This is a genomic window from Agromyces sp. NPDC058104 (genome assembly GCF_042884835.1).
Taxonomy (GTDB): Bacteria; Actinomycetota; Actinomycetes; order Actinomycetales; family Microbacteriaceae; genus Agromyces.
This window is the reverse complement of sequence record NZ_JBHVTD010000002.1, coordinates 772,269-784,167: the sequence shown is the minus strand read 5'-3', so window position 1 is coordinate 784,167 and position 11,899 is coordinate 772,269. Positions and strand designations below refer to the sequence as shown.

At 72.4% G+C, this 11,899-nt stretch carries 8 protein-coding genes; 1 reads left to right on the top strand and 7 read right to left on the bottom strand.

Annotated features, from left to right (window positions below):
• Positions 1–23: 23 nt before the first annotated feature.
• The 6 genes from ACFVTH_RS11535 to ACFVTH_RS11510 form a co-directional block, all read right to left on the bottom strand.
• A complete protein-coding gene (locus tag ACFVTH_RS11535) occupies positions 24–1,040 on the bottom strand; it encodes an aliphatic sulfonate ABC transporter substrate-binding protein (RefSeq protein ID WP_387090702.1) in 1,017 nt (338 codons plus the stop codon).
• A gap of 23 nt (positions 1,041–1,063) precedes the next feature.
• Positions 1,064–1,870, bottom strand: a complete 807-nt coding sequence (locus ACFVTH_RS11530) for an ABC transporter ATP-binding protein (RefSeq protein ID WP_387090699.1) — start codon at positions 1,868–1,870, stop codon at positions 1,064–1,066.
• Entirely contained in the window at positions 1,867–2,694 is an 828-nt protein-coding gene (locus ACFVTH_RS11525) for an ABC transporter permease (protein ID WP_387090697.1), read from the bottom strand. The genes ACFVTH_RS11530 and ACFVTH_RS11525 overlap by 4 nt, the downstream gene beginning before the upstream one ends.
• A 28-nt stretch (positions 2,695–2,722) precedes the next feature.
• The gene (locus ACFVTH_RS11520) at positions 2,723–3,961 is read right to left on the bottom strand and encodes an ROK family protein (protein ID WP_387090695.1); all 1,239 of its coding nucleotides are present in this window, start codon (positions 3,959–3,961) and stop codon (positions 2,723–2,725) included.
• Between the two features lie 199 nt (positions 3,962–4,160).
• Positions 4,161–6,623: a family 20 glycosylhydrolase gene (locus tag ACFVTH_RS11515; protein WP_387090692.1), complete on the bottom strand. Its 2,463-nt coding sequence runs from the start codon at positions 6,621–6,623 to the stop codon at positions 4,161–4,163.
• Between the two features lie 61 nt (positions 6,624–6,684).
• Entirely contained in the window at positions 6,685–8,235 is a 1,551-nt protein-coding gene (locus tag ACFVTH_RS11510; protein WP_387090689.1) for an aminotransferase class I/II-fold pyridoxal phosphate-dependent enzyme, read from the bottom strand.
• Positions 8,236–8,330: 95 nt separating this feature from the next.
• Between ACFVTH_RS11510 and ACFVTH_RS11505 the strand changes: the two genes are divergently transcribed.
• The gene (locus ACFVTH_RS11505) at positions 8,331–9,221 is read left to right on the top strand and encodes a LysR family transcriptional regulator (protein WP_387090686.1); all 891 of its coding nucleotides are present in this window, start codon (positions 8,331–8,333) and stop codon (positions 9,219–9,221) included.
• Positions 9,222–9,237: 16 nt separating this feature from the next.
• On the opposite strand, the gene ACFVTH_RS11500 is transcribed toward ACFVTH_RS11505, so the two are convergent.
• Positions 9,238–11,826 carry an MMPL family transporter gene (locus ACFVTH_RS11500; RefSeq protein ID WP_387090683.1) on the bottom strand — a complete coding sequence of 863 codons (2,589 nt, stop codon included), beginning with the start codon at positions 11,824–11,826 and terminating at the stop codon, positions 9,238–9,240.
• Between the last annotated feature and the right edge of the window lie 73 nt (positions 11,827–11,899).

Sequence of the window (11,899 nt, the reverse complement as noted above, 5' to 3'; positions counted from 1 at the left end):
AGGGGGCGGACGGCGGCGGCGTGCTACTCGCCGGCCTCCACGAACTGCTCGCCGAGGGAGTACTCGGCGGGGTCGAGCGGGTCGGTGACCTTGCCGGCCGTCACGAAGTACTCGTTGAGTGCGCTGAGCCACGTCACGACGGTGCCGTCGTCGGTGAGTGCGTCGACCTCGGCGGCCGTCATGTACTTCGCGTTCTCGGCCTCGACGGCGAGCGCCTCGGCCTCGATCTTCAGCATCTTCGAGGTGAGCTCGATCGTCTCGTCGAGGTTCTCGACCCGGTAGTCCATCGCCTCGCGCAGCACGGCGAGCACCTTTGCGGTCGCCTCGGGCTGCTCGTCGACGAACGACGGGCTCGCGACGAAGGCGCTCGGGAAGGCGACCTCGTCGATGAAGTCCTCGTTCTCGGCGAGGATCTCGAGGTCGGGCACCTGCTCCTGGATGGTGTCGATGAGCGGGTACCAGATGCCCGCGGCGTCGACCTGCTTCGAGGCGAACGCCGAGACGACGGTGGCCGGGTCCATCGCGACCTTCTCGACGTCGTCGATGGTCATGCCGGCCTCGCGCAGCGCCATGGTGAGGATCATGTCGCCCGAGGTGCCCTCGGGAACGGCGACCTTCTTGCCCTTCAGCTCCTCGATCGAGGTGATGCCGGCCTGCGCGATGACGCGGTCGGCGTTGCCGAGGCTGTTGATGGCCGCGACCTTCGCCTGGCCGGACGCGGGCAGCCACATCGCACCCGGGCCGATGTACCCGAAGTCGAGGTCGTCGGTGCCGAGTGCCTGGATCTGCAGCGGCCCGTTGGTGAAGACCGGCGTCTCGACGTCGATGCCGTGCTTCTCCCAGAGGCCCTGGTCGTCGGCGATGGCGAGCAGGCTGGCGCCGTTGAAGTCGGCGATGTAGCCGAAGCGCACGTGCTCGAGCTCGGCCGGGGCGCCGGAGCCCGAGTCGCCTGCGGCGCTGCTGGAGCATCCCGCGAGGGCGAGGGCGACGACTGCGGCAGCGGCGGCGAAGAGGCCGCGCGTGCGGGGGGTGTTGGTCATGGATCTTCCTTGATGTCGTGCTGTCAGTCGACAGCGGTGGGGGTCGTGCCGGGGTTCTGGTGGTAGACCGCGTTCCAGACGCGGTTGCGGAGCGCCGCGAACTCGGGGCTGAGCCGCATCTCCTCGGTGCGGGGGTACGGCAGGTCGACGTCGACGATGTCGAAGATGCGCCCGGGTCGTGCCGCCATCACGATGACGCGGTTGGCGAGGTACACGGCCTCATCGACGTCGTGCGTGATGAAGACGACGGTGCGCTTGTCGCGGTTCCAGGTCTCGAGCAGCTGGTCCTGCAGCGTCACCCGGGTGAGCGCGTCGAGCGCGCCGAACGGCTCGTCCATGAGCAGGATGCTGGGGTTCACCGCGTAGGCGCGGGCGATCGCGCAGCGCTGCTTCATGCCGCCCGAGAGCATCTTCGGCAGGGCGTCGGCGAACTCCGTGAGCCCGACGAGCTCGATGAAGTGCTCGGCCTTCTCGCGTCGCTCCTTCGCCCCGAGCCCGGCGGTCCTGAGTCCGAACTCGACGTTCTTGCGCACCGTCAGCCAGGGGAAGAGCGCGTACTGCTGGAAGATGACGCCGCGCTCGGGGCCGGGACCGTCGACCGCGCGTCCGTCGACGAGCGCCTCGCCCGCGCTCGGCCGGTCGAGCCCCGCGAGGATGTTCATGAGCGTCGACTTGCCGCAGCCGGAGGGGCCGACGACGGTGATGAACTCGTTGTCGGCGACGTCGAGCGAGACGCCGCCGAGGGCGGTGAACTCCTCGCCCTTGAGCTCGAAGGTCTTGGTGACGTCGCGCACCGAGATGCGGGCGTCGGTGAGGGTCGTGGTGGTCATCGTCGTTCCTGCCATCCGGTGAGCTTCGTCTCGGCGTAGAGCAGCACCCGGTCCATGAGGAGTCCGAGGATGCCGATCACGATCAGCCCGACGAAGATCGTCGGGAGGTCGTAGTAGAGCTGGGCCTGCTGCATGCGGTAGCCGAGGCCGGCCTGTGCGGCGATGAGTTCGGCCGCGACGAGGGTCGCCCAGGCCGCGCCGAGGCCCACGCGCATGCCGACGAGGATGAACGGCACGGAGGCGGGCACGACGACGCGGAGGAAGATGCCGGCGTCCTTCGTGCCGAGCACCCGCGCCGCGTTGATCAGGGTGCGGTCGATGTTCACGACGCCCTGGAACGTCGAGATCACGCAGGCGAAGAACGCCGCGAGGAAGATCACGAGGATCTTGGGCTCCTCGCCGATGCCGAGGAGCACGATCGCGAGGGGGATGATGGCGAGCGGCGGGATCGTGCGGAAGAACTGGATCCACGGTTCGACGAGTCCGCGCGCCCAGGCGTACCAGCCCATCAGGAAGCCGACCGGGATCGCGACGAGGGTGCCGAGCGCGAAGCCGATCAGCACGCGCGTGAGGCTCGCGACGGTGTCGGAGAGCAGCGTGCCGTCGACGAGCAGCTCCCAGCCGCGCACGGCGACCTCGACGGGCGAGGGCAGCCGCAGGCCCGCGGCCGAGAGCGCCCACCACAGCAGGATGCCCGCGGCGACGCTGATGAGGTTCAGTGCGAGCATGCGGCGCCGGGGCGCGGCATCCTTCGCCCTCGCCGTCGCCTTCGCGCGTTCGGAGGCGTCGCGGCGCTTCACGGTGGCATCGGTCAGCGCGACCATGCGCGGCCTCCTCGGTTCAGGGGGGACATCAGGTGGTGCTCCTTCGCAATCGGGTGGCCGCGGGGGCGACGTTCGTCGCCGACTGGTAGCCGGCGAGCAGGGGGGAGTTCTGGAAGATGGCGATGATGCCGCCGATGGCGCCGCCCTCGTCGCCGAGCGCGGCACCGCGGATGCGGGGCGAGTACTCGCCGACGGGCAGCAGCTCGTAGGCGGTCGTCGCCGCGGCCTGCTCGAGGATGACCTCGGAGATCTGGGCGACCTCGCCGCCGACGACGATCTCCGAGGGGTTCAGCGCGACCGCGAGCGAGCCGATCACGCGGCCCACGGCCTCGCCGGCGTCGCGCAGCACGCCGACGACGAGGGGGTCGCCCTTGGCCGCCGCCTCGGCGAGCGCCTCGAGCGAGGCCATCGGCGCGCCGGCCTCGGCGGATCGCCGGAGGATCGCGCCGATCGAGGCGACCGTCTCGAGGCAGCCGCGCTTGCCGCAGCGGCAGAGCTCGCCGTGCCCGCCGAGGCTGATGTGGCCGAACTCGCCGGCGAGACCGGAGGCGCCGGTGACGAGTCGCCCGCCGACGACGAGCCCGCCGCCGATGCCGTCGGACAGCCGCAGGTAGAGCAGGTGCTCGGCCTCGGCGGCGCTGTCCCAGGTCGCCTCCGCGAGTCCGGCGAGGCGGGTGTTGTTGTCGAGCAGCACGGGGGCGGCGAAGCGTTCGGCGAACGCGGTGCGCATGAGCACGGCCCCCGCCCGGCGTGCCTCGGCCACCGGCTCGGAGGGCTCGTGCGGCACCCGGGGCGAGAACGGGCCGGGGAACCCGATGCCGACGCCGAGCACGCCGTCGAAGTGCAGCCCGCGTTCGGCGCCCATGCGGTCGACGAGGTCGAAGGCCGCGTCGATGCGCTCCTGCCACGACGCCGTCGCGTCGTAGGCGACGACGTCCGAGGCGATGAGGTCGTGGGCGGCGTTGGCGACCACGATGCGCACGCGCCGCCGGCCGAAGTCGACGCCGAGGTACTGCCCGGCGGCCGGGTCGAGCGTGAGCTTCTCGGCGGGCCGGCCGCGCCCGAGGCGAGGGGTCTCGTCGTCCGAGACCGAGATCACGCCGCGCTCGAGCAGCTGCGACGTGATCTCCGAGAGGGTGGTGCGCGAGAGGCCGATGCGCGCGGCGAGCTCGCCGCGGGTCATCGCGCCGTGCTCGCGCAGCACCTGGAGGACCCGGTCTTCATGGGTCCGTCTGACGAGTGCGTGCACTCCGCTGGGCAAGGTCACACGGACACGCTAAGAGGGTCGATTTTTTCCGTCAACACACCGACATAATTCGCTTCGAAATCCGACATCCGCCGGACGAATGGCCTCCGGGCCCGGTCGCATGGCACCTCGCGCCGACGACGAACGGGCGCGACGGTCGTCGACCGTCGCGCCCGCCCGCATCGCCACGCGCCCTGCCCGGGGCCCGCGGCGGCGCCGCTCAGCGCCTGCCGGGAACCGTCACCTGGACCGTTCCGGCCACCACCGGATCGGCGTCGCCGACGGTCACCTCGAGCTGCGCGGTGTGGACGCCGGAGGTGTGGAAGTTGCGGCTCGATTCACCCGTGTACGGCGAACTCTGCGACATCGCAGCGATGTCGACGGCCTTCGCGCTCGAGAGCTCGACGCGCTGGCGCACGCCGTCGCTCCAGACGAGCTCGGCCGCGACGTCGGCGGGCGCCGTGCTCGGCGCGATCACCCGCCAGTCGATCTCGACCTTCGACGACCTCGGCGCATCACCGGCGGCGGCGGGCGTCGCGGTCACCGGCAGTCGCGTCACGCTCGGCGCGGCGTCGATCCGCCAGTCGACGGTCGCAGTCGGGAAGAAGTTGACGCCCTGCACCGTCATGCGGGTGCCGAGCTGACCGGCGCGGTCGATGAACTCGGCGAGCACCTTGCCCGACTGCGGGGTCCAGCCGGCCTCGGCGGTCGCGAGCAGGCGCGGGAAGGTGTAGAACTGCGCCTGGTCGACCCCGCGGATGAACTCGCCCCAGAACGCGGCCTCGACGCCGAGGATCGCGCTCTCGGGAATTCCGGAGATGTGGGTCGCGGGGTTCCAGTCGTACGCGTTCTCGAGCGTGCACGGGCCGCCGCAGGCCCACGTGCCGCCGAGCGGCTGCCGGCCGTCCTGCTTCTGCGGCATGTAGGTCTTGTTCGCCGGCGAGAGGATCACCTTCGCGCCTCGCGCGTTCACCGCGTCGCGCGTCGATGCGCCGTTCCCGTTCCAGTACTGCACGACCGCGTCGCCCTGCGGCAGCGCCGAGCTCGCGTACTCGTTCCAGCCGACGACGGTCTTGCCGAGGTCGGCGACGGTCTCGTTCGCGAAGTCCACCATCCTGAGGTAGTCCGCATGCGAGGTGCTGTGCGCCTCGTCGCCGCCGATGTGGAGGTAGTCGCCCGGCGTGAGCTCGGCGAGCTGGCCCAGCACCTCGGTGATGAAGGCGTAGGTGTGCTCGTTGTCCGCGTCGAACGTCGAGATGCCCACGTCGCCCGTGCCCTGGTGCGGCGCGGTGTCCTCGCCGGGCAGCGGCTTGGGGTTCGACCCCGCCGAGTTGAGCTGCGGGATGGCGTGGAGCGCCGCGTTCGTGTGGCCCGGCAGGTCGATCTCGGGGATCACCGTCATGCCGTTGCGGGCGGCGTACGCGACGATCTCGCGGTAGTCGTCCTTCGTGTAGTAGCCCGTCCGGCCGAGCTCGGTGCCCATGAGCTGGCCGGCCCGGTTGTAGGTCATCGCGGTCGCGCCGCTGATCGCGGTGAGGTCGGTGTAGTCGATGCCCGAGGGGTTCTCGGCCGGGGTGTCCATCGCGATGCGCCAGCCCTGGTCGTCGGTCAGGTGCAGGTGCAGCCGGTTCAGCTTCAGCGGGGCGGCACTGTCGATGAGGCGCCTGACCTCGTCGACCGTGTAGAAGCTGCGGGCCGTGTCGACCATGAGCCCCCGGTGCTCGAAGCGCGGGTAGTCGCTGATCGAGACGAACGGCACCGCCCATTCGACGTCGGTGCGCTGCGCCGACTCGATCCAGGCCGGCAGCAGCTGGCGGAGCGTCTGGACGCCGTTCAGCGCCCCGGCCTCGGTGTCGGCGGCGAGCTCGATGCCGGCGGCGTCGACCTCGAGGGTGTAGCCCTCGGCCTCGTGGCCGGCGGGCGCGTTGCCCCCCGCCACCGAGATCTCGATCGCCTGCCCGTCGGCCTCGGCGACGACGGGCAGCGCGAAGCCGGTCGAGGGCCGCATGACGTCGGCGAGGTACTCGGCGGCCGCGAGGGCGTCGCCGGATGCCTCGATCTCGACCTCGTCCGTGAGGATGAGCGCGCCGTCGCCGCGCTCGAGCGAGACGGGGGCGGGAACGAGCGGCAGTTGCGGTTCGGGCTCGGGCAGGGGCGCGTCGTACACCCGGAACTCGGAGAGCGAGTACCCCCAGCTCGACCAGCGGGTGATGCCCTGCATCCGCACGAAGCCGACCGGCTCGTCGACGTCGAGGCTCAGCTCGTCGACGCGCGGGCAGGTGGCCTGCGCAGTCCGTTCGGCCTGCGTCGTCCACTCGACGCCGTCGACGGAGGTCTGGATGCGGTACGCGCGTGCGCAGGCGTTCGGCCACTCGAGCACGACGGTCGCGACCTCCGCGGGCTCGGCGAGCTCGAGCTGCACCCAGCTCGCGTCGACGTACTTCGACGACCAGCGGGTCGAGGTGTCCCCGTCGTTGACGTGCGCCGGGATGAAGCGCGCGTCGTCGAGCTCGGTCGACGACGCCGTCGCGACGGCGTCGAGCGCGAGGTTCGCGGGCATCGCCGCGCGGAGCGTGGTCGGACCGGGCTCCGGCGCGTCGTCGGCGGCCGCCGCGAACGGCGCCGCCGGCACGATCAGGGCCGCGGCGAGTGCGGCCGCGGCGAGTCGGAATCTGCGTGGCATGAGGTCTCCTCGTCGAGATGCAGGGAATCGCGCCTCACGCTAAGGAGCCCGTTTTTTTCCGTCAACACCCCTGCAGAATTCGGCCCGGAACCCCCTCAGAGCGCGCGTCGCGACGGGCGTCCGACGCGCTCGCCGACTCCCCCGCCCCCACGACCCGGAGCGTCGCGAGCGTCGGGTCGACGGCCCCGCGCACGTAGCCCCCCGGGGTCGCGGCGATGCGCTGCAGGAACTCGACGACCTCGGCGGTGATGACCTCGCCGGGCAGCACGTTGGGGATGCCGGGCGGGTACGCGGCGAGGGCATCGGTCGACACCCGCCCGATCGCCTCCTCGACGGGCACCTGCGCGCCCGACGCGAAGAACGCGTCGCGCGGCAGCATCGCGAGCGGCCCCGGGTCGGGCAGCGCGACCGGCGAGGCGGGAGCGGTCTCGGTCGAGCCGGATGCCTCGAACGCCGTCTCCTCGGGCGCGAGGGCGTGCAGCGCCTCGACGATGCGGTCGACGTCGGGCACGACCCCCGCGCCGAGCACCGCCACGACGGCCGAATCGGTCGCGATCTCGAAGGAGACGCCGTCGCGCTCGAGCCGATCGCGCACGGTGTGCCCGTGCAGCCCGCCGCGGGCGACGTCGATCGAGACGCGCAGCGGGTCGGCGTCGACGATGTCGGCGAAGTCGCCGAAGCCGTCGCTCACGATCCCGAAGCGACCACGGCTGCGGATCTCGTCGCGCAGGCGGTCGGCGGCCGCGATCGACGCGGTGATGCGCGCCTCGCCCGTCTGCAGGGTCTCGCGCGCGAGATCGAGCGAGGCCAGCAGCAGCGCGCTCGCGCTGGTCGACTGGGTGAGCGTGAAGCCGCGATCGACGAGCGGTTCGAGCTCGTCGGCGAACGGCCCGTCGGCGAGGTGGAGCATGGCCGACTGGGTCAGGCTGCCGCCGAGCTTGTGGGTGCTCGAGATGACGAGGTCGGCGCCCTGGCGCACCGGGTTCTCGGGGAGTTCGGGATGGAACCCGAAGTGCGCGCCCCAGGCGGCGTCGACGATGAGCGGGGCGCCCGCGGCGTGCGCGACCTCGGCGAGCGCGGGGATGTCGGCGACGGCGCCGAAGTAGCTGGGCGAGATGAGGTAGACGCCCTTCGGGCGCTCGACGCGGGCGAGCGCGTCGCGGAGCGCGTCGGGCGAGACTCCGTGGTTGATGCCGAGGACGGGGTCGATCGCGGGCGCCACGAAGCTCGGCGAGAGCCCCGCGAGGATCACCCCGTCGGTGAACGAGGAGTGGGCGCTGCGCTGCCCGACCACGGGATCGCCGGCCCCGCGGAACGCCCCGAGCGCGAGCGCGGCGATGCGGTTCGCCTGGGAGGCGCCGTTGGTGACGAACCAGGTCCGCCGAGCGCTCCACGCCTCGGCGGCGAGCGCCAGCGCCTGTGCAAGCGGGTTGCCGGGCCCCTTGTCGATGCCGGCGAGGAGCGGCGGGACGTCGCGCCGCAGCACCTCGGCCCCGAAGAACTCGGTGAGCGCGGGCGCCGCGTCGGGGTCGGCCGCGTGGCCGGGCACGTAGACGCGGGCACGGTCGGTGTCGGCGTAGCGGGCGACGGCATCGGCATAGGGGGTGGGCATGTCTCAAGCCTGCTCGATCGGCGATCGATACGGAATACCGGCCTTTCTGGAATGATCAATACCACCTATTGATCCTGTGGTCGGAAGGGACGCCGGTGATCGATCTCCGCCAGCTTCGCGCGCTCCGCGCGATCGCTGATCACGGCTCGGTCGCGGCCGCGGCCCGCGCACTCGGCTGGAGCCAGCCGACGGTGTCGCACCATCTCGCCGGCCTCGGCCGGGCCACCGGCGCGCCGGTCGTCGAGAGCACCGCCGTGGGCACCTCGCTCACGCCGGCCGGCCGCCTCTGGCTCCCCCACGCCGCCGCGATCGTCGACCGCACCGACCGCGCGCTCCTCGAGGTCGCCGCGACCCTCGAGTCCGCGCGCCGCACAGTTCGGCTGGGCGTCTTCCCGACTGCGGCGGCCCGGCTGCTCCCGCGACTCGTCGCCGCCTTCGACGAGGCGGGGCTCGTGCCTGCGATCCTGGAGGCCGAGCTCGACGTGCTGGTCTCGGCGCTCGACCGGCTCGAGCTCGACGCGGCCGTCGTCTATTCCACGCCGGGCGCCCCGCGGCACGGCGTCCGCCGGTCCCGGTCGGGCGTGACGCGCGCGCCCCTGTTCACCGAGCGCTTCGCGCTCGTCGCGCCGGTCGGCCACCCCCTCGCGCACGCCGGCGAGGTGCGGCTCGCCGAGCTCGCGGGCGAGCGCTGGGTCGTCGGCACGCTCGACGACGACCCGGTCGACGTCGCCTTCCGGTCGGCCGCCCTGCAGGCCGGCTTCGACCCGCTGCTCGGCCCGCGCAGCGACGACTATCGCGTCGTGGTCGAGTACGTCGCGGCGGGGCTCGGCGTCGCGTTCGTGCCCGAGCTCGCGGTGCCCGACGGCCGCGACGACCTGGCCGTCGTCGAGGTCGAGGGGCCGGCGCTCGCGCGCGAGGTCGAGCTCGCGACCGCGCCGACCCTCGCCCCTGAACTGCGCGAGCTCATGGTGCGCGCGCTCGCGTGATCCGGCTCGGCTCCGCTCAGTCCCGCCCAGCGCCGGCGGGTGCCGGCTCCACGTCGTCGGGCTCGGGCCCGGGCGCGGCGGGAGCCGCCCCGTGCACGGGGTGCGTCCGCTCGAGCGCGGCGCCCTCGACGTCGACGTCGGGCAGGAGGCGGTCGAGCCACTTCGGCAGCCACCACGCCTTCTCGCCGAGCAGGTGCATGACCGCGGGGATGAGCAGCATGCGCACGACGAAGGCGTCGAGCAGCACGCCCGCCGCGAGGCCGAAGCCGAGCGGGCGCACCATCGTGAGGTGCGAGAACACGAAGCCGCCGAACACCGCCGCCATGATGATCGCGGCGGCGGTCACGACCGCGCGGCCGCCCCTGAGCCCGGCGACGACCGCCGTGCGGGCGGGAACGCCGTGCACCCACGCCTCGCGCATGCCCGACACCAGGAACAGCTGGTAGTCCATCGCGAGCCCGAACAGCACGCCCATGATGATGATCGGCGCGAAGTTCAGCACGGGCCCGGGGTCGTGCACGTCGAACAGCGGTCCGAGCCATCCCCATTGGAAGATCGCGACGACTGCGCCGAAGGCCGCGAACAGCGAGAGCACGAAGCCCGCGGTCGCGATGAGCGGCACGAGGATCGAGCGGAACACGAGGATCAGGATGAGCATCGAGAGGCCGACGACGAGGCCGAGGTAGAGCGGCAGCACGTTCGCGAGCTTCTCGGAGATGTCGATGTTGCCGCTCGCCTGACCGGCGACGCCGAGGGCGAGCTCGCCCGTGCCGTCGAGGCCCGCATCGGCGGCGTCGAGCGGCGAGAGCGACCGCAACTCGTGCACGAGCTCTTCGGTCGACACGCTCGAGGGCCCGTCCTCGGGCACCACCTGGAACGCGAGGAAGTCTCGGTCGTCCGAGACGCCGACGGGGGCCACGGCGACGACGCCGGGCTGGCCGTGCAGCAGTTCGGCGAGCTCGGCCTGCGCCGGCACGACGCCGTCCTCGTCGAGACCCTCGGGCAGCGAGACCGTGACGAGGAGTGTGCCGTTCTGGCCCGCGCCGAACGCGTCGGCGACCGCGGTGTAGGCGCGGTACTGGGTCGAGTCGGCGGCCTCCGAGGAGCCGTCGGGCAGGCCGAGGCGCATCGACAGCGCGGGGATGGCGACCACGAGCAGCGCGACGATCGCGATCCCCGCGCGCAACAGGGCCCGCGAGGTCTTCATGGGCTTCAGCTCGGGCTGCGCGTGCGCGGCGTGCCCGATCTGCACCCGGGCGCGACGGCTCAGCACCCGCGGGCCGATGAGCCCGAGGAGCGCGGGGCTCAGCGTTACGGCGACGAGCACCGCGATGAGCACGCACACTGCGCCGACCGTGCCCATGACGCCGAGGAACGGGGTGCCGGTCACGTTCAGCGCGAGCAGCGCGACGAGCACCGTCGAGCCCGCGAACACGACAGCATTGCCCGAGGTGCCGTTCGCCAGCGCGATCGACTCGTCGAGCTCCATGCCGGCGAGCAGCTGGCGGCGGTGGCGGTTGAAGATGAACAGCGCGTAGTCGATGCCGACCGCGAGGCCGAGCATGACGCCGAGCACCGGCGTGACCGACGACATGTCGACGACGCCCGAGAAGGCGAGCGAGCCGGCGACGCCCACCCCGACGCCGACGAGCGACGAGAGGATCGGCAGCACGGCGGGCAGCAGCGCCCGGAACATGATGATGAGCACGAGCAGCGCGAGCACCACGCCGATGATCTCGCCTGCGCCGATGAGCCCGTCGATCGAGGCCGCGATCTCGGAGGAGTAGTCGATCGTGACGCCGTCGATGTCGGCGCCGTCGAGCTCGGCGGCGACGGCCGACTTCTGCTCGTCGGGCAGGCTGAAGAGGTCCTCCTCGAACATGACGGCCCCGAGTGCGGTGGCGCCGTCGTCGGAGACGGTGCTGATCTCGGAGGCGGCGTCGGCGAGCCGCACGCCCGCGTCGAGCTGCGCGTGCTGCGCCTCGAGCTCCTCGGTGCCCGTGCCGAGCTCGGCGCGCTTCGCCTCGAGCTCGGCCTGCCCGGCGTCGAGCTGCGCCTGCTGCGCCGCGAACTGCGCGGCGGCCGCGTCGTACGCGCCGGCGGCCTTCGCCTGCTCGACGGCCGCGTCGAGCTGAGCCTGCCCTGCGTCGAGCTGCTGCTCGGCGGCGTCGAGCTGCGCCCGGCCGTCGTCGAGCTGCTGCTCGGCGGCGTCGAGCTGCGCGGCGCCGTCGTCGAGCTGCGCCTGCGCGTCGGTGCGCTGGGCGTCGGCGTCGAAGGGGTCGACGACGTCGGCGACGCCGTCGAGTTCGGCGATGCCGCTGAGCAGATCGCCGATCGCGGCCTGCTGCTCGTCGGTGAACGCCGCGCCGTCGTCGGTCTGGAACACGACCGTGCCCGTCGCTCCGCCGAGGTCGTCGAGCTCGCCCTGCAGCTCGGCGGTCACCCGGTCGGTCTCGGTGCCCGGGATGCTCATGCTCGAGGTCAGCGTGCCGCCGAAGGCGAGGAAGCCGCCGACCGCGAGCCCGAGGGCGACCACCCACGCGAGGATCACGCGCCAGGGCCGGTGCGCGGCGAACCGCCCGAGGCGGTAGAGGAGTTCGGCCATGGCGGTACTGCCCTTTCGAGTCGCGGAGTCGGCGGCGCGTCGTCGGGCCGCTTCGAGGATAACCGACACCTGT

Excerpts from the sequence above, each read along its gene's own strand:
- ACFVTH_RS11535 (WP_387090702.1), bottom strand. The coding sequence starts at position 1,040 with ATGACCAACACCCCCCGCACGCGCGGCCTCTTCGCCGCCGCTGCCGCA.
- ACFVTH_RS11530 (WP_387090699.1), bottom strand. The coding sequence starts at position 1,870 with ATGACCACCACGACCCTCACCGACGCCCGCATCTCGGTGCGCGACGTC.
- ACFVTH_RS11525 (WP_387090697.1), bottom strand. The coding sequence starts at position 2,694 with ATGGTCGCGCTGACCGATGCCACCGTGAAGCGCCGCGACGCCTCCGAA.
- ACFVTH_RS11515 (WP_387090692.1), bottom strand. The coding sequence starts at position 6,623 with ATGCCACGCAGATTCCGACTCGCCGCGGCCGCACTCGCCGCGGCCCTG.
- ACFVTH_RS11510 (WP_387090689.1), bottom strand. The coding sequence starts at position 8,235 with ATGCCCACCCCCTATGCCGATGCCGTCGCCCGCTACGCCGACACCGAC.
- ACFVTH_RS11500 (WP_387090683.1), bottom strand. The coding sequence starts at position 11,826 with ATGGCCGAACTCCTCTACCGCCTCGGGCGGTTCGCCGCGCACCGGCCC.